Origin of the sequence: Cryobacterium soli, from assembly GCF_003611035.1 — a bacterium.
Classification (GTDB): Bacteria; Actinomycetota; Actinomycetes; order Actinomycetales; family Microbacteriaceae; genus Cryobacterium; species Cryobacterium soli.
This window is the reverse complement of the sequence record NZ_CP030033.1, coordinates 1,395,855-1,419,331: the sequence shown is the minus strand read 5'-3', so window position 1 is coordinate 1,419,331 and position 23,477 is coordinate 1,395,855. Positions and strand designations below refer to the sequence as shown.

The 23,477-nt window shown below is 68.8% G+C and carries 25 protein-coding genes; 14 read left to right on the top strand and 11 right to left on the bottom strand.

Going from position 1 to position 23,477, the window contains the following annotated elements; genetic code table 11:
* Nucleotides 1-73 precede the first annotated feature (73 nt).
* From DOE79_RS06450 to DOE79_RS06435, 4 genes are read left to right on the top strand one after another with little or no spacing between them, the layout of a single operon-like run.
* Nucleotides 74-1,288, top strand: coding sequence for an ABC transporter substrate-binding protein (locus DOE79_RS06450; RefSeq protein ID WP_120337779.1), 1,215 nt, complete (start codon nt 74-76; stop codon nt 1,286-1,288).
* 3 nt (nt 1,289-1,291) lie between these two features.
* A complete protein-coding gene (locus DOE79_RS06445; RefSeq protein WP_120337778.1) occupies nt 1,292-2,494 on the top strand; it encodes an ABC transporter ATP-binding protein in 1,203 nt (400 codons plus the stop codon).
* A gap of 2 nt (nt 2,495-2,496) precedes the next feature.
* Nucleotides 2,497-3,414: an ABC transporter permease gene (locus DOE79_RS06440; protein WP_120337777.1), complete on the top strand. Its 918-nt coding sequence runs from the start codon at nt 2,497-2,499 to the stop codon at nt 3,412-3,414.
* Nucleotides 3,411-4,220: an ABC transporter permease gene (locus DOE79_RS06435; RefSeq protein WP_245977162.1), complete on the top strand. Its 810-nt coding sequence runs from the start codon at nt 3,411-3,413 to the stop codon at nt 4,218-4,220. The genes DOE79_RS06440 and DOE79_RS06435 overlap by 4 nt, the downstream gene beginning before the upstream one ends.
* A 119-nt stretch (nt 4,221-4,339) precedes the next feature.
* Here the strand turns inward: DOE79_RS06435 and DOE79_RS06430 are convergent, their stop codons facing one another.
* Complete coding sequence (locus DOE79_RS06430; protein WP_120337776.1) at nt 4,340-5,383, bottom strand: asparaginase; 1,044 nt, start codon at nt 5,381-5,383, stop codon at nt 4,340-4,342.
* Between the two features lie 2 nt (nt 5,384-5,385).
* Nucleotides 5,386-6,768, bottom strand: coding sequence for a 4-aminobutyrate--2-oxoglutarate transaminase (gabT, locus tag DOE79_RS06425; RefSeq protein ID WP_120337775.1), 1,383 nt, complete (start codon nt 6,766-6,768; stop codon nt 5,386-5,388).
* A 90-nt stretch (nt 6,769-6,858) separates the two neighbouring features.
* Between gabT and DOE79_RS06420 the strand changes: the two genes are divergently transcribed.
* Nucleotides 6,859-7,347, top strand: coding sequence for an OsmC family protein (locus DOE79_RS06420; protein ID WP_120337774.1), 489 nt, complete (start codon nt 6,859-6,861; stop codon nt 7,345-7,347).
* 121 nt (nt 7,348-7,468) lie between these two features.
* Here the strand turns inward: DOE79_RS06420 and DOE79_RS06415 are convergent, their stop codons facing one another.
* The 3 genes from DOE79_RS06415 to DOE79_RS06405 all read right to left on the bottom strand — a co-directional run bounded on the left by DOE79_RS06415 (nt 7,469) and on the right by DOE79_RS06405 (nt 9,920).
* The gene (locus DOE79_RS06415) at nt 7,469-8,812 is read right to left on the bottom strand and encodes an aminotransferase class III-fold pyridoxal phosphate-dependent enzyme (protein WP_120337773.1); all 1,344 of its coding nucleotides are present in this window, start codon (nt 8,810-8,812) and stop codon (nt 7,469-7,471) included.
* 91 nt (nt 8,813-8,903) lie between these two features.
* Nucleotides 8,904-9,566, bottom strand: a complete 663-nt coding sequence (locus DOE79_RS06410; protein WP_162942626.1) for a hypothetical protein — start codon at nt 9,564-9,566, stop codon at nt 8,904-8,906.
* A 39-nt stretch (nt 9,567-9,605) separates the two neighbouring features.
* A complete protein-coding gene (locus tag DOE79_RS06405; RefSeq protein ID WP_120337771.1) occupies nt 9,606-9,920 on the bottom strand; it encodes a metalloregulator ArsR/SmtB family transcription factor in 315 nt (104 codons plus the stop codon).
* A gap of 278 nt (nt 9,921-10,198) precedes the next feature.
* Here DOE79_RS06405 and DOE79_RS06400 point away from each other — a divergent pair, with 278 nt between their 5' ends.
* The 3 genes from DOE79_RS06400 (at nt 10,199) to DOE79_RS06390 (ending at nt 12,265) form a co-directional block, all read left to right on the top strand.
* Nucleotides 10,199-10,756, top strand: a complete 558-nt coding sequence (locus DOE79_RS06400; protein WP_162942625.1) for a DUF7010 family protein — start codon at nt 10,199-10,201, stop codon at nt 10,754-10,756.
* Nucleotides 10,757-10,824: 68 nt separating this feature from the next.
* Complete coding sequence (locus tag DOE79_RS06395; protein WP_162942624.1) at nt 10,825-11,577, top strand: hypothetical protein; 753 nt, start codon at nt 10,825-10,827, stop codon at nt 11,575-11,577.
* A 22-nt stretch (nt 11,578-11,599) separates the two neighbouring features.
* The gene (locus tag DOE79_RS06390; RefSeq protein WP_120337768.1) at nt 11,600-12,265 is read left to right on the top strand and encodes an IMPACT family protein; all 666 of its coding nucleotides are present in this window, start codon (nt 11,600-11,602) and stop codon (nt 12,263-12,265) included.
* A 79-nt stretch (nt 12,266-12,344) separates the two neighbouring features.
* Here the strand turns inward: DOE79_RS06390 and DOE79_RS06385 are convergent, their stop codons facing one another.
* From DOE79_RS06385 to DOE79_RS06375, 3 genes are all read right to left on the bottom strand, one after another.
* Nucleotides 12,345-12,827 carry an SRPBCC family protein gene (locus DOE79_RS06385; protein ID WP_120337767.1) on the bottom strand — a complete coding sequence of 161 codons (483 nt, stop codon included), beginning with the start codon at nt 12,825-12,827 and terminating at the stop codon, nt 12,345-12,347.
* Nucleotides 12,824-13,204, bottom strand: coding sequence for an ArsR/SmtB family transcription factor (locus DOE79_RS06380; protein ID WP_120337766.1), 381 nt, complete (start codon nt 13,202-13,204; stop codon nt 12,824-12,826). The genes DOE79_RS06385 and DOE79_RS06380 overlap by 4 nt, the downstream gene beginning before the upstream one ends.
* 66 nt (nt 13,205-13,270) lie before the next feature.
* On the bottom strand, nt 13,271-14,101 hold the full coding sequence (locus tag DOE79_RS06375; protein WP_425455694.1) for a lysophospholipid acyltransferase family protein: 831 nt from the start codon (nt 14,099-14,101) through the stop codon (nt 13,271-13,273).
* 67 nt (nt 14,102-14,168) lie between these two features.
* Here DOE79_RS06375 and DOE79_RS06370 point away from each other — a divergent pair, with 67 nt between their 5' ends.
* Nucleotides 14,169-15,257 (top strand): 1-deoxy-D-xylulose-5-phosphate reductoisomerase, encoded by a 1,089-nt coding sequence (locus DOE79_RS06370; RefSeq protein ID WP_120337765.1) that lies wholly within the window; start codon nt 14,169-14,171, stop codon nt 15,255-15,257.
* 23 nt (nt 15,258-15,280) lie between these two features.
* On the opposite strand, the gene DOE79_RS06365 is transcribed toward DOE79_RS06370, so the two are convergent.
* The 3 genes from DOE79_RS06365 to DOE79_RS06355 form a co-directional block, all read right to left on the bottom strand.
* A complete protein-coding gene (locus DOE79_RS06365) occupies nt 15,281-16,198 on the bottom strand; it encodes an NAD(P)-binding domain-containing protein (RefSeq protein ID WP_120337764.1) in 918 nt (305 codons plus the stop codon).
* A gap of 86 nt (nt 16,199-16,284) precedes the next feature.
* Nucleotides 16,285-16,791, bottom strand: coding sequence for a hypothetical protein (locus DOE79_RS06360; protein ID WP_120337763.1), 507 nt, complete (start codon nt 16,789-16,791; stop codon nt 16,285-16,287).
* Nucleotides 16,788-18,224, bottom strand: a complete 1,437-nt coding sequence (locus DOE79_RS06355; RefSeq protein ID WP_245977159.1) for a serine/threonine-protein kinase — start codon at nt 18,222-18,224, stop codon at nt 16,788-16,790. Before DOE79_RS06355 ends, DOE79_RS06360 begins: the two co-directional genes overlap by 4 nt.
* Nucleotides 18,225-18,265: 41 nt before the next feature.
* Between DOE79_RS06355 and DOE79_RS06350 the strand changes: the two genes are divergently transcribed.
* The 5 genes from DOE79_RS06350 (at nt 18,266) to ispG (ending at nt 23,415) form a co-directional block, all read left to right on the top strand.
* Nucleotides 18,266-19,636 carry a M50 family metallopeptidase gene (locus DOE79_RS06350; protein WP_220094292.1) on the top strand — a complete coding sequence of 457 codons (1,371 nt, stop codon included), beginning with the start codon at nt 18,266-18,268 and terminating at the stop codon, nt 19,634-19,636.
* Nucleotides 19,637-19,731: 95 nt separating this feature from the next.
* Nucleotides 19,732-21,042 carry a sensor histidine kinase gene (locus tag DOE79_RS06345; protein WP_120337761.1) on the top strand — a complete coding sequence of 437 codons (1,311 nt, stop codon included), beginning with the start codon at nt 19,732-19,734 and terminating at the stop codon, nt 21,040-21,042.
* Complete coding sequence (locus tag DOE79_RS06340; RefSeq protein WP_120337760.1) at nt 21,039-21,698, top strand: response regulator; 660 nt, start codon at nt 21,039-21,041, stop codon at nt 21,696-21,698. Before DOE79_RS06345 ends, DOE79_RS06340 begins: the two co-directional genes overlap by 4 nt.
* Nucleotides 21,699-21,823: 125 nt before the next feature.
* The gene (locus DOE79_RS06335) at nt 21,824-22,162 is read left to right on the top strand and encodes an SHOCT domain-containing protein (RefSeq protein ID WP_245977158.1); all 339 of its coding nucleotides are present in this window, start codon (nt 21,824-21,826) and stop codon (nt 22,160-22,162) included.
* A gap of 92 nt (nt 22,163-22,254) precedes the next feature.
* Nucleotides 22,255-23,415 carry a flavodoxin-dependent (E)-4-hydroxy-3-methylbut-2-enyl-diphosphate synthase gene (gene ispG, locus DOE79_RS06330; RefSeq protein WP_181445866.1) on the top strand — a complete coding sequence of 387 codons (1,161 nt, stop codon included), beginning with the start codon at nt 22,255-22,257 and terminating at the stop codon, nt 23,413-23,415.
* Nucleotides 23,416-23,477: the final 62 nt, after the last annotated feature.

Below are 23,477 nucleotides of genomic sequence, written 5' to 3'. Positions count from 1 at the left end.
AGGATCGGTCCACTCGTCACCCAGCGGACCGCTTCTCGAAGCAGCGGCGGCTGAAGAATGCAAGGAGACCGATATGACGCCCAGGCCCCTGCCCGCAGACCCGATGATCCGTCAGCTCGTGCAGCAGGCCCAGCGTGCCCAGATGGGGCGCCGCGCTCTCCTGGCCGGTGCGGGTGCCGGCGCGGCCGCCCTGGCGCTCGCCGCCTGTTCCACCGGCAGTGCGGCCAAGCCCACCGCGGCCACCGACAAGTCGGCGAGCGAGAAGACCCTGCGCTGGGACAACTGGGCGCTCTACATCGACGTGGACGACGCCGGCAACTACCCGACCCTCGAGGCGTTCACGGCGGAGACCGGGATCACGGTGAACTACACCGAGGCCGTCGATGACAACAACACCTACTACGGCAAGGTGAAGGACCAGCTGGCCCTGGGCAAGGACATCGGCGCTGACACGGTGTGCCTCACCGACTGGATGGTCGGCCGGCTTGCCCGGTTCGGTTACCTGCAGGAGCTCGACCACGCCAACATCCCCAACCTGGCCAATCTGCTGCCGGGCCTCAAGGACGTCGACTTCGACCCGGGCCGGGAACTGTCGGTGCCGTGGCAGGGCGGCTTCGCCGGTATCTGCTGGAACAAGGAGAAGTTCCCCGACGGCATCACGTCCGTCGAACAGCTGTGGAGCACGCCCGAACTCAAGGGCCGCGTGGGCGTGCTCTCCGAGATGCGCGACACCATGGGCCTGATCATGCTGGACGCGGGCGTCGACATCTCCGGCGACTGGGGCGACGACGACTTCACCGCCGCGATCGAGGTGCTCAAGAAGCAGGTCAGCGACGGCCAGGTGCGCAACATCAAGGGCAACTCCTACAAGGAAGACCTCGTCAACGGCGACAGCCTCGCCGCCATCGTGTGGTCGGGCGACATCGTGCAGCTCAACGCCGAGAACGGCGACAAGTGGGGGTTCGTGGTGCCCGAGAAGGGCGGCACCATCTGGAACGACAACTTCGTCGTGCCGGTCGGCTCCGCGCACAAGGCCAACGCCGAAGCGCTGATCAACTACTACTACGACCCCGCCGTGGCCGCCGAGGTCGCCGCGTACGTCAACTTCATCACCCCGGTGGCCGGCGCCAAGGAGGCGGCCATGGAGATCGACCCCGAACTGGCCGACAACCCGTTGATCTTCCCCGACGATGCCACCCTCGCCAAGGCCAAGGTCTTCCGCACCCTCAGCGGCGCCGAGGAACAGACCTACGGGGCAGAGTTCCAGAGCATCCTGCTGGGAGCCTGACGCGTGGCCACCGGAGCTTTCGCCGACCGCGGCGCCGACCTCGAACTCATCGGCATCCAGAAACGGTTCCCCGGCTTCACCGCCATCGAGCACCTCGACCTGGTCATCCCGGCCGGTTCGTTCTTCGCCCTGCTCGGCCCCTCCGGCTGCGGCAAAACCACCACCCTGCGGTTGGTGGCGGGCCTGGAAGAACCCACCGGCGGGCGCATCCTGATCGGCGGCCAGGACGTCACCGGGCAGAAGGCCTACCAACGCCCGGTGAACACCGTGTTCCAGAGCTACGCACTGTTCCCGCACATGACCGTGCTCGAGAACGTGGCGTTCGGGCTGCGCCGCCGCAAGATCGCGGATGCCGTGGCCAAAGCCCACGAAGCGCTGCGGCTGGTAGAACTCGACCACCTGGCCGCCCGCAAACCCGTGCAGCTCTCCGGCGGGCAGCAGCAGCGGGTGGCGCTGGCCCGCGCGATCGTGAACCGGCCGGCGCTCTTGCTGCTCGACGAACCGCTCGGCGCGCTCGACCTCAAGCTCCGCCGCCAGATGCAGCTCGAGCTCAAGACCATCCAGGAGGAGGTCGGCCTCACCTTCCTGCACGTCACCCACGACCAGGAGGAGGCCATGACCATGGCCGACACCATCGCGGTGATGAACAAGGGCCGCATCGAACAGATGGGCACCCCCGAACTGCTCTACGAACTGCCGCGCACGGCCTTCGTGGCCAACTTCCTCGGCCAGTCCAACCTCTTCACCGGGGCCGTGGTGGGGGAGACCAGCACCTCGATAGCCGTCGACGTGGCCGGGCGCAGCATCGTGGTGCCCAAGGCCCGCTCGCACCGGCACGCCGGTGATGTCACCGTGGGGGTACGGCCCGAGAAGATCACCCTGCACCGGCAGAAGCCGGAGCCCGACTCCGCCCACAACATCATCGGCCCCGGCCGGGTGACGGATGTGTCGTTCACCGGAGTGAGCACCCAGTACCTCGTCACCGTACCCGGCGTCGGCACCATCATCGTGTTCGAACAGAACCGCTCCTTCGGCCCCGTCGAGGGCGAGGGCGACGAGGTCTGGATGACCTGGAACGTCGAGCACGGCTTCGGACTGGACGACGACCCGGCAGGGCCGGACCCCAAGTTCGTCGCCGACACCACCACCAAGAGCATCGCGGCCCAGCGCCGGGCCGCCCTCGTCACGGAGCTCGAGGAGGCCTAGGAATGGCCTTCGCCGCGTTCTCCAGCACGGCCGCGCCGCCCGCCGACGCGCCGCCGCGCCGCCGCAGCAAGGTGGCGCTGCTCCTGCTGCTGCCCGGCATCCTCTACCTGGTGCTGTTCTTCCTGGCCCCGCTGGTGTCGCTGATCCTCACGTCGCTGCAGGCGCCGACCGAATTCGGCGACATCGGTATGTACAGCTACGCGTTCCGGTGGGAAAACTACGTGGCGGTGGTCGAGCAGTACTGGCCGCACATCCTGCGATCGTTCGGCTACGCCATCGTCGCCACGGTGCTGGCGCTGGCGTTCAGCTACCCGCTGGCGTACTTCATCGGGGTCACGGCCCGCAAATGGCCTCTGCTGCAGAGCCTGATGCTGGTGCTCGTGATCGCACCGTTCTTCATCAGCTTCCTGCTGCGCACCCTGGCCTGGAAGCAGATCCTCTCCGACGAGTCGTTCCTCGTGACATCGCTCAAGGCGGTGTCGCTGCTGGCACCGGATGCGCATCTGACCGGCACGGCGTTCTCGGTGATCTTCGGGCTGACCTACAACTTCATCCCGTTCATGACCCTGCCGCTGTACACCACCCTGGAGCGGCTGGACCTGCGCTATCTCGAGGCCGGCAACGACCTGTACGCCAGCGGGTTCCACACCTTCCGCACCGTCACCATCCCGCTGTCGATGCCCGGCATCGTGGCCGGCACGCTGCTCACCTTCATCCCCGCCGCCGGCGACTACATCAACGCCAGCCGGGACTTCCTCGGCGGGGCGGATACCCAGATGATCGGCAATGTGATCGAGGCGAACTTCCTCGTGCTGTTGAACTACCCGGCGGCCGCGGCCCTGTCCATCATCCTGATGACCGTGATCCTCGTGATCGTGGGCGTCTATGTGAAGAGAAGCGGAACGGAGGAACTGCTGTGAGGCGTCTCTCGCTGGGCACGTGGCTCCTGCCGGTCTATTCGGCGCTCGCGCTGATCTTCCTGATGATCCCGATCGTCTACACCTTCGTCTTCTCGTTCAATGACTCGCTCAAGTCCAACATCACCTGGCGCGGCTTCACCTTCGACAAATGGCTCAACGTCTGCGCGGTGCAGAATGGCGCGGTCTGCGAGGCCTTCGGCAACAGCCTGATCATCGGGGTGGTGGCCACCGTGATCGCCACGACCCTGGGCACCATGATCGCCATCGCCCTGGTGCGCTACAGGTTCAGGTTCCGGGCCGGCACCAGCCTGCTCCTGTTCCTGCCGATGGCGACCCCCGAGGTGGTGCTCGGCGCCGGCCTGGCCGCGCAGTTCCTGTCGCTGGGGGTGCCCAAGGACATGCTCACGATCATCCTGGCGCACACGATGTTCTGCATCAGCTTCGTCGTGGTGACCGTGAAGGCCCGCGTCGCCGGACTCGACCCGGCGCTGGAGGAGGCCGGGCGCGACCTGTACGGCTCGCCCGCGCAGGTGTTCGCCCGGATCACCTTCCCGCTGCTGCTGCCGGGCATCCTCGCCGCTGCGCTGCTGTCATTCGCGCTGAGCTTCGACGATTTCATCATCACGAACTTCAACTCGGGGGCGGTGACCACGTTCCCCAAGTACATCTACATTTCGGCGTCACGTGGTATCCCCGCCGAGGCGAATGTGATCGCCTCGATGGTGTTCATCCTGGCCCTGGTGATCGTGGTGACCGCGCAGGTCTCCGCGGGCGCCCGGGCCAAGCGCCAGGCCCGCCAGGGCTAGTCTCGGCCGCGGTGCGGCCCTGACTGTTCCCCGTGCGGACAATTGCGTCCGGTATGCCGGCAACAGTTGTCCGCTTCGGGAACAGTGAGCAGCGGCCCCGGCGGGATCAGCGGGCCAGGTCAGACGTAGCTGGCGCGGATCTGGCCGATGGGCTGGCCGCCGCCGAAGACCGCGAGCTTGAGCTCGGGGACGATGGCGTCGACCTCGGAGCGGGGCACCGCGCCGGCGTCCGCCAGCAGGCTCAGCGCCACGATGGTGGCCGCGCGCAGGTTGCCGTCCAGGATCTTCAGCGCCACGGTCATCCCGTTGTCGGCCGAGGCCACCATGATGCCCTCTGCGCCGCCCTTGACGAACAGGCCCAGTCGCTCGATCGCGATCGAGTCCGGCAGTCCGGGGCCGGCGATGACCCAGCCGTTCTCGCGCACGGCCTCGGCCAGGAAGCCGGCCTCACGGTAGATGGCGAAAGGCGAGGTCGACTTGGACGTGGCGATGCGGGCGATACCGCGGGCCAGCGCTGTGAGCGACAGCGCGTGCACGGGGGCGCCGCACCCGTCGACGCCCGAGGCCGTCGGGCGTTCGCCGGTGAACCGCTCCACGACGTCGAGAATGCGCTTCTGCAGCGGATGCTCCGGGTCGAGGTACCCCACGATCGGCCAGTGGTTCTGCACGCAGGCGACGAGCATCGCCGCGTGCTTGCCTGAGCAGTCGGAGTAGATCGGGGCGGGGCCTGCGCCCTGGCGCACGAGGCCGTCCCGGGTGGCGGAGTCCCCAGGCCAGGTGGGCGTGCAGCCGAGGTCGGCCTCGGAAAGACCGGCGCGGGCGAGCAGCCCACGCACCAGGTCGGTGTGCTTCTGGGTGCCGGAGTGGCTGGACGTCGCGATGGCGGCATCCTCCCCGCGCAGTACGACACCGCTGGCCATGACCGCGATGGCCTGGAACGGTTTCATCGACGAGCGCGGGAACACCGGCGCGTTGACATCGCCGAGCGCGCGCAGCACGGCGCCGTCACTGCCGAGCAGCACGGCCGCGCCGGCGTGCCGGGACTCGATGAAACCGGACCGCTCGACGACGGCGAGCTCGACCGAGTCGATGACCTCGATGGTTCCCGCGCTGCCCGAGGGGCCGGCCGCCCCGAAGGCGGCGGAACTCGTGGTGCTCGTCACGGCTACAGTGTCGCCATCGCGTCGTCGATGACCGACAGGGCGTCGGCCAGGAGCGCATCCGACACGGCCAGGCTCGGCAGGAACCGCAGCACGTTGCCGTAGGTGCCAGCGGTGAGCAGCAGCACACCGTGCTGGGCGGCGTAGGCGGCGATGGCGGTGACGGCGGCGGCGTTGGGCGTCTTGTCGGTGTCCTGCGTGCCGGGCTGCACGAGCTCGATGGCGATCATGGCGCCGCGACCGCGGATGTCGCCGATGATGTCGTACTTGTCGGCCAGCGCGGACAGGCCGGTGCGGAGGGTTTTCTCGATGCGCTGGCCGGCGGCGAGCAGGTCGTTGCGTTCGATGGCCTCGAACACGGCGATGGCGGCGGCGCAGGCGACGGGGTTGCCGCCGAAGGTGCCGCCGAGGCCGCCGGGCTGGGAAGCGTCGAGGACCTCGGCGCGGCCCGTCACGGCGGCCAGCGGCATGCCGCCGGCGATGCCCTTGGCCACGAGCACCAGGTCGGGTTCCCAGCCGAAGTGCTCGCTGGCGAAGTAGGCGCCGGTGCGGGCCATGCCGCTCTGGATCTCGTCGGCGATCATCACGACGCCGTTGGCGGTGCACCATTCCTGCAGCAGCGGCAGGTAGCCCTCGGCGGGAACCATGAAGCCGCCCTCGCCCTGGATGGGTTCGACGACGAGGCAGGCCAGGTCGCTGGCTCCGATGACCTTCTCGAGGTAGGCGATGGTGCGGGCCGCGGCCTGCTCGCCGGTGAGGCCGTCGTGGTACGGGTAGGAATTGGGGGCGTGGTACACATCGCTGGCCAGCGGGCCGTAGCCGGTGGCGTAGGGCGCCGCCTTGTAGTTCATCGCCATGGTGAGCACCGTGCGGCCGTGGTAGGCGTGGTCCAGCACGGCGACCGCGCGGCGGCCGGTGTACTTGCGGGCGATCTTCACACCGTTCTCCACGGCCTCAGCGCCGGAGTTGATCAGCACGCTCTTCTTGGCGAAGCTGCCGGGGGTGTGCGCGGCGAGCAGCTCGGCCACGCGCACGTATTCCTCGTACGGGGTGATGGTGAACAGGGTGTGCACGAAGTCGCCCAGCTGGTCGGTCGCTGCGGCGACGACGCTGGTCTCGGAGTGCCCGACCGTGGTCACGCCGATGCCGGCGCCGAGGTCGATGAACTGGTTGTCGTCGAGGTCGACGACGATGGCGCCGCTGGCCTTCTTGATGTATACGGGCAGGGCGGAGCTGACGCCCGTGGACACCGCAGCGAGACGTCGCTGGTGCATCTCCGTGGAACGCGGACCCGGGATCGCGGTGACGATCTTGCGTTCCTGGCTCACCGAATACACGGGAGCCGGGGTGGAGGAGGAGGCAGCGGAGTCAGTCAACGTGTCAGTCATGATGGGGCCAGTTTACCGGCCGGTTCCCCCGCGGCCACGATGATTCCCTGCGAGAATTGACAGTGACGCGTTTATCCCGAAGGAGTCGCCATGATCGGTGCACATCACTACGCCGTGCAGACCCGGTGGACCGGCAACAGGGGGACCGGCACCAGCAGCTACCGCGCCTATGGCCGGGAACACACCCTCACCTCCGCAGGCAAGGAGCCGATCGCCGGTTCGGCCGATCGCACCTTCCACGGCAACGCCGACAGGTGGAACCCCGAGGAGCTGCTCCTGGCCGCCCTCAGCCAGTGCCACATGCTGTCCTACCTGCACGTGGCCGTGAATCACGGGGTGATCGTGGTCGACTACTCCGACGATGCGATCGGCACCATGGCGCAGACGGCGGATGGCGGCGGTCACTTCACCGCCGCGACCCTGCGTCCCCGGGTCACCATCGCCGACCCGGACCAGGCCGAGCTGGCCGAGTCCTTGCACGCCGAGGCGGCCAAGGCCTGCTTCATCGCCGCGTCGGTCAACTTCCCGGTGGGCCACGAAGCGGTCACCATCATCGCCGAACCGGCCTCGTTGCTCTAGGCCGCGTAACCCGGTCTGCGGTCGGTTCCCATCTCGTCGGTCGAGCTTGTCGACGCTGCGCTGAGCTTGTCGAAGTAGACCCGGTGACCCGGTTTCGACAAGCTCAACCAGCGAACTGACCCTACTTCTGGGCGGCCTGGAACAGCGTGAAGGCCTCTTCGAGCACCGAGGCGGCATCGTCGATGAGGGCTTCGGAGATGACCACGGACGGCATGATCCGCAGCACGGAGTCCCAGCTGCCGGCATCCAGTGCGATCACGCCGTTGGTGGTGGCGTGCTTGAGCACGAACGACAGCGCCTCGGGGAACGGCTTCTTCGTGCCGGGGTGCACGAGCTCGACGCCGAACATGGCGCCCTTGCCGCGCACGTCGCCGACGATGTCGAATTTGCCTGCCCAGTCGCCGATGCGGGCCCAGAGAGCCTTCTCCACGCGCTGCGCTTCGCCCAGCAGATTGTCGCGCTCGATGATGTCGAAGACCGCAAGGGCCGCCGCGGTCGAGACCGGGTTGCCGCCGAAGGTGCCGCCGATACCACCGGGCTGCACGGCATCCATGATCTCGGCGCGGCCGGTGACGGCGGCCAGCGGGAAACCGCCGGCGATGCCCTTTGCCGTGGTGACCAGGTCGGGCACCACACCGTGGTGCTCGATGCCGTACCAGGCTCCGGTGCGGGCGATGCCGGCCTGGATCTCATCGGAGACGAAGACGATGCCGTTCTCGGTGCAGAACTCGCTCAGCCGCTTGAAGTAGCCGGGGGCGGGGATGACGATGCCGCCGTCACCCTGGATCGGCTCGACGAAGAAGGCCGCGATCTCCGAGGCGCCGATGTGCGTCTGGATGTAGTCGATGGTCTTCTCGGCCGCTTCCTCGCCGGACAGGCCGTCCTGGTACGGGTAGCTGGTGGGCACGCTGTAGATCTCACCGGGGAACGGGCCCATGCCCACGCGCTCCGGCCACGGGCGGTAGGTCATCGCCATGGTGAGGTTGGTGCGGCCGTGGAAGGCGTGGTCCAGGCTCACGATGGCGCGGCGGCCGGTGTACTTGCGAGCGATCTTCACCGCGTTCTCCACCGCCTCGGCTCCGGTGTTCACCAGGATCGAGTGCTTCTCGAAGTCACCCGGGGTGATCTCGGCGAGCTTCTCGGCGACGCGCACGTAGTTCTCGTACGGGGTGACGGTGAAGAGCGTGTGGGTGAGCTTGCCGGCCTGCGCGGCGGCTGCGGCGGCCACCTCGGGGTGGGCGTGGCCGATGGTGGTCACGCCGATGCCGCAGCCCAGGTCGATGATCTGGTTGCCGTCCACGTCGACCAGGATCGCTCCCGCGCCGTGGTCCATGTAGATGTTCGCGAGGGTGCCCGCGCCGGCGGACACGGCGCGAACGCGTCGTTCCTGCAGCGCGATTGACCGGGGGCCCGGAAGGGCGGTGACGAGCTTGCGCTCCTGGCTGACCGAGAAGGAAGAAGACATGGCTCCAGCTTACGGATGTCGGCTGGGGGCTCGCCCCGCCCGGCTGCACGGATGCCCGTCGCCGGCTGCCGACGCTGAACGCGGGCTGGCGTCAGGCGTCAGCCTGGCGACGCATCCGCACCAACCCGATCAGGTAAATGCCCACGATCAGGGCGATGATTCCGAGGGTGGCCAGAAGCAGTGCCGCCCAGGCCGACACGAACGCCAGGGCGATGGCTGCGACACCGATCAGTACCAGGACACGGCCCGCCGGGCGATAGATCGGCCCGACGGCGTCCTGCAGGCGCACTACGAAGGGCGGCAGAGACACGTCTTCGGGGCGAGCGAGGGGAAGCGCGTTGCCGAACAGAACGAGGATCAGTCCGAGGCTCGCCGCCATCGCCTCGTTCATCGGGAAACGTGTTCCCGCGAATGCGCTCAGGAGTCCGAAATGCGACACCGTCATCGCGATCGCGACGCCCGAGAGCAGATATCCCAGAACGCGCGCCCCGTTCTTGGGATTCGGTGCGGGCTTCTGCGAAATCGCCGTGCGAAGCTTCCGATCGAGTGCGGGCGTCGCCCCCAGTAGTGCAGAAAGAACGAGAAGGAAGAGTGGGAATGCCCCGACGGCGAACCAGCGTTGAACCACGCTTTCGCCGTGCCGATCGTTCGCGGCCCGTGTCACGAGGGACTCCGCCATTTCCGGCCAGTAGACAACCGACGCGACGATCATCGTCACGCACGCGACGACCACGACGATGATCGCCGGTCGCAATGCTCGCAGCTCGGGTGACAGTCTCAGATTCGGCATGAGTCAGCTCTCTTTTCCTCGAGTCGGTGGATCCTGTGGTCCGTCATCACGACGCAATCTCGACAGGGCGACGATCGCTTCTTCAATCACCGTCAGGTTTGCTCGGTAGTGAATTTCCGTTCCCTGCCGCCGGGAGACCACCAGGTCGGCGTGACGAAGCACCTTGAGGTGGGCAGAGAGCGTCGAGTGTCCGATCTCCAGATCGCGGGCGATATCGCCGGCGCGTACGAAGTCCTTGTCACGGAGGAACTGCAGAATGCGGCGGCGGTTGCTGTTCGCCAAGGCATCGAAGATCCCCTCTTCGTTATTTCGTGACATAGCGAAATAATAGCACCGACCGCTCCGATCCGCACGGGACAACGTGTCCACCGCGACACCGGCTCTGACGGGCCGATACTGTGTCCCTGATGTGCACGTCCTGAGGGGGGCCCAGTGAGTAGACAGTCCATCATTCTTGCGTCGTTCGCAGTGGTCGGAGCTCTGCTCGGCGGAGTGGTACACCGGCCAGGATGCGCTGTCTGCAGCGTGCACCGAGGCCGGCTCCGAGCTGGCCGATGAAAGCTTCACAGGTGGATGAGGTGAACTCGTCAGAGCTGATGAGCATCGCCGGGGCCCAAGCTGACGTCCGCCGGATCTATCGCGGCGGCTATAGCGGTCCGCTCGTCTCCGTCATCCTGTGGGCGGCGGCCAACACCGTCTACTTCCTTGTGTCGCCCGGTGCGGCAATGGCTGTCCTCTTCTTCGCGGGCATGCTGATCTTCCCGCTGTCCGCCGTGATCCTCAGGCTCACGACAGGCTCCGGGATGCTGCCGAAGGGACATCCGTCGACAGCCTTGGCCATGCAATCGGCCTTCACGGTCCCCCTGGGACTTCTCGTTGCCCTAGCGCTCGGGTCCTACGAGCCGATGCTGTTCTTTCCCGCGTCGCTGATCGTCGTGGGCGCGCACTACCTGGTCTTCATATCGCTGTACGGCATGAAGGTGTACGCGGTTCTGGCCGCGGCGCTCCTGCTGGTCGGAACGGCGGGCATCTTCGTTGTGCCCGAAATCGGTGCGATCAGCGGGTGGATCGGTGCCGTTGTCTTTGCGGTCTTCGTTCCGGTGCTGTACCGCACAGGCAGGGACCGCACAGGCGCGACCGACCGACGGGCATAGCCGGGAGAACGCCGCCGGTGAATGACACGGGAGCGCGCTGCGAGGGCGGGGCATGGCAGGGTGGGGTCATGGGGATTCGACGTGGTGGGGGACTGGCGGGAACTATCGTGGCGGCGGTGCTGCTCGTGAGCGGCTGTGCCGGGTCGGCGCCCGAGGCGACGCCGAGTCCGACGCACACGACGCCGCCGCGCATCGAGGATCTCATCACGCCGACCCCGACCCCGACGCCCACCGCTACGGTGCCGGCGACGGCGGAGCCCGTGGCAGAGACCGTGGACGCCGGTGTCGTGGCGGAGGGCACCTCCGCGTCGGCTTCCGGGAACGGGCCCTCGAACGTCGCCTATCAGCGCCAGGGCGAATTCGCTGTCGTGATGCATGTCGACTGCTCGGCCTGCACCGGCACGACGACGGTGACGGAGCCGGGGCGCATGTCTCCATTCGGGGAAATGGCGGCGCCGATGCGCGGCTCCTTCCTCAAGGACGTCTTCACGAGCGACCCCGTCGACCAGACGCTCATCGTGCTCGCCGACGGGCCGTGGACGGTGACGCTGCAGAGCTGGAATGACATTCCCTCGGTCTCCGGCGCGCAGTCGGGTGTCGGGCCGGCCGTGTTGTTCTTGTCTGACGACGTGCCCCGCCTGACGGTCGATTATGCGCCGGCCTCTGCCGACGACTCGTTCTCCGGACGGGTGTTCACGACCTCCGACTCGCCCAAGTTGTTCGGAAACACCGAAGCGTTCTCCGAGGTGTACGACGTGGACCTGCCGGGAGTCATGGCGATCCAGACCAACGGCACCTGGACGGTGACGCCGACACCGTAGCCGGGTGCGCCAGACTGAGCTCATGCCCGATCTCACGTTGCACGGTGGCGTCGGCAGCCAGGTCTCGGCCGAGATCGACGTTAAACGATCCAGATTCCTCTGCCGGGTGGTGAGGGTCGACACCGAGGATGCCGCGCGTAACGCCATCGACGCCGCGCGCGCCGAACACTGGGCTGCGCGCCACCACTGCTCGGCCTTCGTGGTCGGGCCGAGCGGCACTCCCGATCAGGTGCGCCGGTCCAATGACGACGGTGAACCGTCTGGGACGGCGGGCCGGCCCATGCTCGAGGCGCTTTCGGGCCGGGGGCTTGTCGACTGCGTCGCCGTCGTCACACGCTATTTCGGCGGCACACTCCTCGGCGCCGGCGGTCTCGTGCGCGCCTACTCTGAGGCCGTTCTCACCACGATCGACCTGGCAGAATCTCGCGGCCTGCTCGTGGCGCGCGAACGCCGCGAACTGTTCACGCTCGCGCTCTCCCATGCGGAGGCAGGTCGTATCGAGGCCGAATTGCGCCAGCGTGGGGTGCTCATCCTGGGTACGACTTACGCAGAGACTGCCGTGCTGAGCATTGCCGGCGACGACGCCGAGTGGCTGGGCGCGATCGTAGCCCAGGTCACAGCCGGGGCGGCCGAGCTGGAGGCCGTCGGGCACGAATGGGTCGACGTTGGGCGCGAGTCACACCCCTGAGGTCACGTCACGAAAAGAGGATGTCGGGACTTTGGCAGGACGAAATCCCGGATTCCGTCCTTCCTTGCGCACGATGTCCTCAGGAACGTGCGTCGTGTTCGACGAGTTCGGCGAGTTGGCGGATGACGGTGCCCCAGCCGTCGTGGAAGCCGAGCTCCTCGTGCTGGTCGCGGTCGGCTCGGTTGCGGTGCATCGCCGTCGCGGTGTATTCGGTGCCGTCGGGGTGGTCGGTCATGGTCATCACGGCGGTCACGAATGAGGCCTCGGCGGGGCGCCAACCCGCGACCAGCGCATCCGTGAACACGATGCGATCGAGCTCGTCAACCGCGAGGAAACAGCCGGTGATGTGCGGGCCGAACTCGAGGCCGTCGTCGCTGATCTCGGTGCGGAAGGAGCCGCCGGGGCGCAGGTCCATCTCGCGCACGCGGCAGATCGTGGGCGCCGGAACCCACCACTGTTCGAAGCTGGCCGGGTCGGCCCAGGCGTTCCACACCGCTGCGCGCGGGGCCCGGATGATGCGGGAGACCGTGAGGTCGAGTTCGGGGTGAGCGGATGCGGTCATGCGGGGGTCTCCTTGTCGCGGCTGGGGTCGGTGGCCGGGTCGGTGGTGGGGGAGGTGGGGGAGGTGGCGAACCGGTCGAGACGATCGGTGCGGCCCTCCCAGATGCGGCGCTGCTCGTCGAGCCAGCTCTCCATCAGGGTGAACGTGTCGCGCTCGATCGTGCAGATGCGCACCCGCCCGGTCTTGCGGGTGCGGATCAGGCCGGCCCGTTCGAGGTAACCGATGTGCTTCATGAACGACGGCAGGGCCATGTCGAAGGGCGCGGCCAGCTCGCCGATGCTGGCCGGCCCGGAGCCGAGCCGGCCCAGAACCGCCCGGCGGGTGGGGTCGGAGAGGGCCTGGAAGACACCGTCGAGCGCGGAGAAAAGCTGAGCCATGCGGCTAAGTTAGCCGAGGCCCATCACTGAGCGCAAGGGCTAAGTGTGAAGCCGGCGGGGCCTCTACTAGCGCCGTTCGCGCCACCAGATGGCGCGCTTGACGCGCTGGGCCACCGTGGTCGGCGGCGACTCGTTGTAGCTGTGCGCCAGTTCCTGCCCGGTCAGGCCGTGGATCGCGGCCATGATGTCGTCGGTGGCCTTGCGGCGGGCCCGGCCGGAGTCGGCGGTGCCGTGCACGCTCACGTCGATCGGCTCGCCGAACTTCACGCTGATGCGGCGGATGCGCGGCATCTTCGAGCCCACCGGCATGATCTCCTGCGTGCCGATCAGTCCGACGGGCACGACCACGGCGCCGGTGGTGAGGGCCAGCCAGGCCACGCCGGTGCGGCCGCGGTAGAGCCGGCCGTCGAGGGAGCGGGTGCCCTCCGGGTAGATCGCGAAGGCGCCGTCCACGTCGAGCACCTCCTTGCCGGCGTCGAGGGCCACCTGGGCGGCCTGGCCCGCGCCGCGTTCCACGCCGATGGCGCCGATCGAGGTGAAGAACTGGCGTGACACCCAGCCCTTGAACCCGGTGCCGGTGAAGTAGGTGGACTTGGCCAGGAACTGCACCCGGCGTGGCGCGGTGAGCGGGATGACGATGCTGTCGATGAACGACAGGTGGTTGCTGGCCAGGATCACCCGGCCCTCGCGAGGGATGTTCTCCTTGCCGGTGATGCGGGGACGGAAGACCAGGCGCGCGATGGGCGCCATGATGCCGTAGCCGAGGAAGTAGACGAACCCGGGCCGCTTGGGCTTGGCGGTCAGCTCGACGATCTCGTCGGCGGCCGGCACCTGTTCGACGGGGGCATCCGGCGCGGTTTCGGGCTCGGATGCTGGGTCGTGCTTTGCTCCGGTCACTCAACGACCCTACAGCGCGGGTCAGTCGCGGCCCGGCATATGTGAGCGGTGCGCCTAGCATGGGCTCGTGCAGCGAATCATCATTCTCGGGTCCACGGGCTCGATCGGAACCCAGGCGCTCGACGTCATCAAGGCCAATCCCACCCGCTTCGAGGTGGTCGGCCTGTCGGCCGGCAGCAACCGGGAGCTCCTGGCCGAACAGGCCGCGGAGTTCAACGTGGACGACACCGCGGTGGGCGCCGCCGAGGCCGAACAGCTGGTGCGGGATGTCGACGCCGACGTCGTGCTCAACGGCATCACCGGATCGGTGGGGCTGGGCCCGACCCTCGCCGCGCTCACGGCCGGCCGCACGCTGGCGTTGGCGAACAAGGAATCCCTCATCGTGGGCGGCGACCTGGTCAAGGCGCTCGCCGCGCCCGGCCAGATCGTGCCGGTCGACTCCGAGCACTCCGCCATCGCGCAGGCCCTGCGCTCCGGCACCGCCGACGAGGTGCGCCGCCTGGTGCTCACGGCCTCCGGCGGACCGTTCCGCGGCCGCTCCCGCGCCGAACTGGCGAACGTGACCCCGCGGGAAGCCCTCGCCCACCCCACCTGGGACATGGGCCTGGTCATCACCACCAACTCGGCCACCCTGGTGAACAAGGGGCTCGAGATCATCGAGGCCCACCTGCTCTTCGACGTGCCCTACGACCGGATCGACGTCGTCGTGCACCCGCAGTCGCTCATCCACTCGATGGTCGAATTCATCGACGGCTCCACCATCGCCCAGGCATCGCCGCCGAACATGCGTCTGCCCATCTCGCTGGGCCTGGACTGGCCGAACCGGGTGGCAGCGGTCGGCGTGCCCATCGACTGGACCACGCCGCACACCTGGACGTTCGAGCCACTCGACGACGACGCGTTCCCTGCGGTGGAGCTCGCCAAGCAGGTCGGCCGGGCACGCGGAACCTACCCTGCGGTGTTCAACGCGTCGAACGAGCAGGCCGTGCTGGCCTTCCACGCCGGGCGGATCGGCTACCTCGACATCGTCGACACCGTGCAGCGGGTCGTCGAGGCCCACGAGACCCAGGGCGAGCTGACCCTGGACTCGCTCGCCGAGGCTGAGCGGTGGGCCCGCGCCTCCGCCGACACCATCATCGACGCCATCGGCCGCTGACCGAGCCCGGCTGCTGAGCCCGGCTACCGGGCGCGGTAGCTCTCCGCCACGGTGACCAGCGCCTCGTCCCATGGCGTCGCGCGGATGCCGAGTTCCCGCTCGGACTCGGCCGAATCGATCACGTACGGCACCAGGAACTGATAGCTGGAGTGGTACACCTCGCGCATCAGCGGGCTCACCGCGCCGAGCGAGCGCAGCATCCACTGCGGGTACCCGGCGACCGTGCCGTGCGTGCCGTAGCGCGCGTTGAGCTGGGCGGCGATATCGGTACGGCTGTATGCCCCGCTCGGCACGTGCCAGACGCGTCCCCACGAGCCCCTATAGTCGGCCGCGGCGACCATGGTGGCGGCGATATCCGGGATGAAGCTCCAGCTGTGCACGAGGTCGGGCCGACCGACCCCCCTGGCGGTCTTCGAGGCCAGCACGGCGCTGAAGAACGCCTGGCCCAGATGGGCGGTGCCGCGCACCCCGGCGCCGAAGTAGTCGCTCGCGCGCACCTCAACGGCCCGGATCTCGCCCCGTTCGTGCGCGTCGAGCACCCGGCGCCAGCCGTCCCGGCGGATCATGCCCTTGGTCTCGGTCGTGGTCTCGGGGGAGTGCTCGGTCATCGCTCCGGCGGGCGAGCCATAGGGGTAGAGGTTGCCCATCACCACGAGGTTCGCGCCCGACACGGATGCCGCCGCGATCGCGGCCGCGAACACCGGCGGCCAGCGCCGGGCCCAGTCCGGGTAAGGCGGGTTGGTGCACAGGAAGATGGTCTGGGCGCGCTCGGCCGCCAGGCAGAAGGCCACCGGATCGGAGGCGTCGAGGGAGCGCGCCGTGGCACCGGCGAGGGCGGTGCCCGAGCGGGTGGCGACAGTCACGTCATCGCCACGAGCCACCAATTGGCGAGCCAACTCGCTGCCGATCCAACCGGCTCCGACGACAAGGTGCTGGGGCATGAGAATCCTCCTGGCTGTGGGGTCGGACGTGTGGGGCGTGGACCACGATCAGGTGCTGAGGACTGTCTAGCAGGTGCGGGCGTCTTCTAGTCGCACTTGCCCTTCTTTTCGCAGGCGCCCTTCTGAGGCTTGTCCGGGCCGGAGTCGTCGGATTTGTCCGGGCCCTTGGGCCCCTCAGGCGCCTCCTCTGGATCGTCGTCGGTGCTCACGGGCTCCGGCGCGGTGGTCTCGACCGGGGTGGTTTCGACCGGGGCGGTCTCGACCGGGGTGCTCGCGGCGATGGACGATGCGAGGTCGGCCGCGACGAGGTCGATGGCCGCCTGGATCTCTGCGGCCCGCGCCGCCGTGACGGTGTCGGCAGCCGAGGCGTCGGCCAGGCTCTCGCGCAGGGTGTCGAGGGCGGTCTGCGCCGAGGTGTAGTCGCCCGCGGCGGCGGCCGTGCTGACGGCCAGAACGCCGCTCTTCAACTCGCTCGCGGCATCGGCGTGCAGCGCCGACGGCGCCGCGGCGCACCCGGCGAGCATGCCGCAGGCCAGGCCGACGCCGGCCAGCACGACGACGAGTCTGGGCAGGAATTTCCGGGTGGCGCTCATGGGGTCACGCTCTCCTGGAGCTGCTGCAGGTGGGTGCCGAGGTCGCCGTCGACAGCGGGATAGGCGGGCGGTTCGGGTGCCGGGTCGTTCGGCTGCACCAGGAAGACCAGGGCGAGAACCGCGGTCAACGTGACCACGGCCGCGATGATCAGCAGGCGGGGACGCCGGGCGGCGCTCCGGAGTGCGGCACGCGGCCAGGTTGAGGCTCGAGCGGCCGGGGCGGACTGCTGGGGCCGATGCCCCGCGTTCGGCCTGAGCTCGACCGTCGTCGCTCCGGTGTCGGACGTGCCGGCCGAGCCGACCGCGGTGAACGCCCGGGTGACATCGTCGCCTCCGGATGCAGGCAGACGGCGGGTGGGTGCATCCACGGCCTGGGTGCGCTCAACGGCCTCCGTGCGCTCGAGGAGTTCCGTCTGCACCTCGGTTGCCCCGTCCGTGGGCGCACCGGTCGGCGCCGGGGCCCAGGTGGACTCTCCAGCCTCGAAGGTCTCCAACGGGACCAGTTCGCGCAAGCGCACCGCAGCATCCGCTGACGACATGCGGTCGGCGGGTTCGCGGGCCGTCATGCCGGTCAGAACATCGTGCCACGCGGCGCCGAGTTCGGCGGGGATCTCGGGTTGACGCTGCAACCGGGCCATAGCCGACTCGATGGCCGTGCCCGGGTAGCTGCGCACACCGGTGACGGCCTCGAGCAGCACCAGACCGAGGGAGTACACATCACTGGGCGGCCCGATCGGGTGGCCCATCGCCTGCTCCGGGCTGAGGTACCCGGCGGTGCCGAGCACGGCCCCGGTGCTGGTGAGGTGGGTGGCGTCGATCAGCCGGGCAATGCCGAAGTCGGCCAGCTTGGCGTGCGAGACCCGGCCGGGAAAGTCGGACGGTGCCAGGAGCACGTTGGCGGGCTTGATGTCGCGGTGGATGATTCCCCTGGCGTGCACATAGTGCAACGCCTCGGCCAGGTCCGCGCCCATCCGGGCGACCTCGGCCGCGGGGAGCGCACCGTCGGCGATGCGGCTGCGCAGGTCGGAGCCGTCGACGTACTCCATCACGATGAACGACCGGCTGACACCGTCGAGCTGTTCGGTGCCGGCGTCGAACAGGGTGACCAACGCGAAGTGGTTGAGGCTGGCCAGCACCATCACTTCGCCGCTCTGCCGCTGGGGCCCGGAGCCGTCAGCGGTGTCCATCCGGAACAGTTTGACCGCCACGGTGCGGCCCAGGGAGACATCGGTGGCCTGGTAGACCGTGGCCATGCCGCCGGTGCCGATCAGCCTGTCGAGGGTGAACCTGTCCGCCAGGGTCAGCCCGATCAGGCTGTCGGATCGTGACTCGTCACGAAGCGGCTCGGTCGGTGCAGACAGGGAAGGCCTCCAAGAGGGCGGGGAGCAAGCGGGTACGGAGCAATTCTTGACGCAGGGACCGGTGCCAGTCAACGACCAGCCGCCTTGCAGCTAGAAAAGGCTAATGTACGGATGTGGAAACCGTGCTGTTGTACATCTTGGGCGTAGCCGTGGTCGTCGTGGGCCTCGCGCTCTCCATCGGCCTGCACGAGATCGGGCACCTGGTGCCGGCCAAGCTGTTCGGGGTTAAGGTCACCCAGTACATGATCGGGTTCGGCCCCACCATGTGGTCCAAGAAGAAGGGCGAGACCGAGTACGGCGTCAAGGCCATCCCTCTCGGCGGCTACATCTCGATGATCGGCATGTTCCCGCCCGCCAAGGACGGCTCCGCGCGCAACAACAGCACCGGCTTCTTCAACCAGCTGGTGCAGGAGGGCGAACCGGCCCCCGCCGCCCGCAGCACCATGGCCGCTGAGGCCCGGCAGGCCAGCGCCGACACCATCGGCGAGGGCGAGGATCACCGCGCCTTCTACCGCCTCCCGGTCTACAAGCGCGTCATCATCATGCTCGGCGGGCCCACGATGAACCTGCTCATAGCCGTGGTGCTCTTCGCGGTGCTGCTGATGGGCTTCGGCACCACCCAGGCCAGCACCACCGTGGGCAGCGTCAGCGCCTGCGTGCTGCCGGCCACCAGCGACCGGCAGACCTGCGCGGAGGGCGACGAAGCCGCTCCGGGAGCCGCCGCCGGCCTCAAGCCCGGCGACCGTCTGGTGAGCATCGACGGCACCGCCATCACCAGCTGGGACCAGTCCACCGCGATCATCCGCGAATCTTCCGGCACGCCGCTGCAGGTCATCGTCGAACGCGACGGCGCCCAGCAGACCCTCGTGATCACCCCCAAGCTCACCGAGCGTTACGTGACGGATGCCGACGGCAACGTCGTCACCGACGCCGGCGGCGCTCAGGAAACCACCGAGGTCGGCTTCGTCGGCATCGGCCCGGCCGGCGAACTCGTGCCGCAGCCGGCATCCGCTGTGCTGCCCGCCGTCGGCGAGAACATCTCCGGCGTCTTCCACATGATCCTCAACCTGCCGCAGCGCCTGATCGACGTGGCCAACGCCGCGTTCGGGCCGGGGGAGCGCGACCCGAACGGACCGATCAGCGTCGTGGGCGTCGGCCGGGTCGCCGGTGAGATCGCCAGCGTCGACACGATCCCGCTCGCCAGCAAGGCCGCCAGCCTGATCGGGCTGCTCGCGTCGCTGAACATCGCCCTGTTCGTCTTCAACCTGGTGCCGCTCATGCCGCTGGACGGCGGCCACGTGGCCGGCGCGCTCTGGGAAGGCATCCGCCGCTGGTTCGCGAAGCTGTTCAAGCGCCGCGACCCCGGGCCCGTCGACACGGCCAAGCTGATGCCGCTGACCCTGGCGGTGGCCGTGGTGCTCGGCGGCATGACGCTGCTGCTGGTCTACGCCGACATCGTCAAGCCGATCAACCTCTTCGGCTGACCACGCGCCGGTCTACTCCCACGGGAGTACCCGGCCGCGGCACTGCGCTCCCCGGGGCGAACTCGTCACGGCGCGAGCGGACGTAGCATCGGAACATGTCATCGTCCGCGGATCCGACGGGGTACGACTCGGGCTGGCCGGAGCGCCGCCGGGGTTGGCCTGGCGAGCGGCTTCCGCCGTCCGCGCGTCTCTGGCTGCCTGTCGTGGTCTCGCTGCTCGTCCAGGTGCCGGCGACGGCGTTCCAGCTCTGGCGGGGGAGGTGGAACCTGCCCGCGGGCGGGGAACCGTTCGGCAACCGGCGCTGGGCGGAGTCGCTGCCCGGTGCCGGTGAATCCGGCCTCACCGCCGCCGCGCTGCTGGTCTTCGCGCTGGCCTTCGTCGGTCCGCTCGCGCTGATCATGGCTCGACGGTTTCCCGGCCCGGTGGCCATGATCTGCGCCATCGCCGCCGCGGCACCGATCCTGATCCTGCCCACCGTGGTCACCCCGTTCGCCGCTCTGGCCTTCGCCGTCGTCCTGGGAATCGTGCGGGGCGCGCGGATCTGGGTGTACGCATCCGTCGCGCTGGCCTGGGTGGCCACCATCGCGCTGGCCGGACTCTGGGGGATCAGTTTCAACCCGTTCCGGATCGCCGGCACCACGTTCGTGCTGGTGCTGCTGATGGCCGCCGGCGAAGCGCTCCGACGCCGCCGGGAGACCATCCTCGAGCAGCGGCGCAGCGCAGACGACCGCCGGCTGTCGGCCGAACAACGGGAGCGGATGCGCATCGCCCGTGAGCTGCACGACGTGCTGGCGCATTCGCTGTCCCAGATCAACGTGCAAGCCGGAGTGGGCCTGCACCTCATCGACAGCCAGCCGCAGAAGGCCGCGGACGCCCTCGCGAACATCAAGGCTGCAAGCAAGAACGCACTCGACGAGGTGCGCACAGTGCTCGGCATCCTCCGTTCAGACCCCGCAGAGGCTTCCAGCGCGCCGTTGACGCCGGAGCCCGACCTGGCCGGACTCCCGGCGCTGATCGACTCGTTCCGCGCGCAGGGCCTCGACATCGCCTACGTGAACGCGCTGGAGGTGGAGAGCGCCGCGCCCGCGGCGACCCAGCTCGCCCTCTACCGGATCTGCCAAGAGGCGCTCACCAACGTGTTGCGCCACTCCCGGTCGCACCAGGCATCCGTGTACCTCGGCATCGACCGGGGCGCCTACCTGCTGACCGTCACCGACACTGGCGTGCCAGGGGAACAGCTTCGGCCGGCCGAACCGGGCGGTGGCCTGCTCGGCATGCGGGAACGCGCCGAACTGCTCGGTGGCACGCTGCGCGCCGGGCCGACGGACTCCGGTGGTTTCCTGGTCGAAGCGCGGCTCCCGCTGCCCGCCGGCCGCGCCGGGCAGAGCGAGCGGGGCAGCGGATGATCCGGGTGGTCGTGGCCGACGACCAGCAGCTGATTCGCGCCGGGTTCAGGTCGCTGCTCGAGTCCGAGCCCGACCTCGACGTGGTGGCAGAGGCCGGAACCGGCCGCGACGCCGTGGCTGCGGTGACCCGGCTGCGTCCAGACGTCGTGCTGATGGACATCCGCATGCCGGACGGCGACGGCCTCTGGGCCACCGAACAGATCGTGCGCGACGCAGACCTCCGGAACACCCGGATCGTGGTCGTCACCACCTTCGAACTCGACGAGTACGTGGCGCGGGCCATCCGCGCCGGCGCGAGCGGGTTCCTGGTGAAGGACACCGAACCGGCCGAGCTGATCCGCGCGGTGCGGGTCGTTGCGGCGGGGGAGGGCCTGCTCTCGCCGAGCGTCACCCGGCGCCTGCTGGCCCGGATGGCGTCAGGGCAGACCGAGCCGCGGGACGACAGTGCCCTCAGGGCGCTCACCGAGCGGGAGAAGGAGGTGCTCGGCCTCGTCGGCCGGGGGCTGACCAACACGGAGATCGGCCAGCGACTGTTCCTCAGCCCGCTGACCGCGAAGACCCACGTGTCCCGGATCATGGGCAAGCTGGCCGCCCGCGACCGGGTACAGCTGGTCATCGCCGCCTATGAGGCAGGCCTGGTCGCTCCCGGCCGGTAACGACATCGCCGGGTGCTCCCGCGGGTGTACGGCAGGTGACTCCTGCGGGCAGATTCGCCCGCTGCCCCCGGTGGGCACGCTGGAGGCACCGGTTCACACCAGAGCCCCCGACGAATGGAGACATCATGCTGACCACTGCAGTTCTCACCGGGCTCGCCGCCCACCCGGGCTGGGGCATGGGCGGCGGCGGATTCGGTTGGCTGTTCCTGCTGATCCCGCTGTTCTGGATCGTGGTGGTGGTGGCGCTCTTCGCCATCTTCGGCCGCCGCTGGCGCCGGGGCTGGAACGGGCAGGGCCCCTACGCCTACCCGAACGGCCCGTATGGCGCCGGCCAGGCGGATGCGCGCAGCGCCGAGAAGACGCTGGCCGAACGATTCGCCCAGGGCGACATCGACGAGGTCGAGTACCGCGCCCGGCTCGAGGTGCTCCGCGCCAACCGGGACAGCTCACCGCCAGCCGGCTGACCAGGCGTAGGCCGGCCCGTCCGCCGTCGCCGACGGGCGGGCCCGGCTGGGCGTTCAGGCGGATCTGAGCCAGGCACGCGTAAGCTACATTCGTGGCCGCAATAAACCTGGGTATGCCCAAAGTCCCCGAAATCCTCGCTCCCCGACGCAAGTCCCGCCAGATCAAGGTCGGCAAGGTCCTCGTCGGCGGTGACGCTCGCGTCAGCGTGCAGTCGATGACAACGACACCGACGACGAACATCAACGCGACGCTGCAGCAGATCGCCGAGCTCACCGCCTCCGGCTGTGACATCGTGCGGGTCGCCGTGCCCAGCCGCGACGACGCCGAGGCGCTGCCGATCATCGCCAAGAAGAGTCAGATCCCCGTGATCGCCGACATCCACTTCCAGCCGAGCTACGTGTACCAGGCCATCGATGCCGGGTGCGCGGCCGTGCGGGTGAACCCGGGCAACATCCGCAAGTTCGACGACCAGGTGGGCAAGATCGCCGCCGCGGCCAAGGCTGCCGGCGTCTCCATCCGCATCGGCGTCAACGCCGGTTCCCTCGAGCCCAGCCTGCTGCAGAAGTACGGCAAGGCCACCCCGGAGGCGCTCGTCGAGAGCGCCGTCTGGGAAGCCAGCCTGTTCGAGGAGCACGACTTCCACGACTTCAAGATCTCGGTCAAGCACAACGACCCGGTGATCATGGTCAAGGCGTACCGGCTGCTCGCCGAACGTGGCGACTGGCCCCTGCACCTCGGCGTGACCGAGGCAGGCCCGTCCTTCCAGGGCACCATCAAGAGCGCCACGGCGTTCGGCATCCTGCTCGGTGAGGGCATCGGCGACACCATCCGGGTGTCCCTCTCCGCCCCGCCCGCCGAGGAGATCAAGGTGGGCCTGCAGATCCTGCAGTCGCTCAACCTGCGTGAGCGCAAGCTCGAGATCGTCTCCTGCCCCAGCTGCGGCCGGGCCCAGGTGGACGTCTACAAGCTCGCCAACGACGTCACCGACGGCCTCGAGGGCATGACAGTGCCGCTCCGCGTCGCGGTCATGGGCTGCGTCGTCAACGGACCCGGCGAGGCCCGCGACGCCGACCTCGGTGTGGCCTCCGGCAACGGCAAGGGCCAGATCTTCGTGCGCGGCGAGGTCATCAAGACCGTTCCGGAGTCCGAGATCGTGGCGACCCTGATCGAGGAGGCCAACCGCATGGCCGCCGAGATGCCGCCCAGTGAAGACTCCCTCGGCGCCCCCGTCGTGACGGTCGGCTCCCGCTAACCTTCCCGCCATCCGCTAACTGTTCCCGCAACGGACAATTGCGTCCGATATGCCGGGCGCAA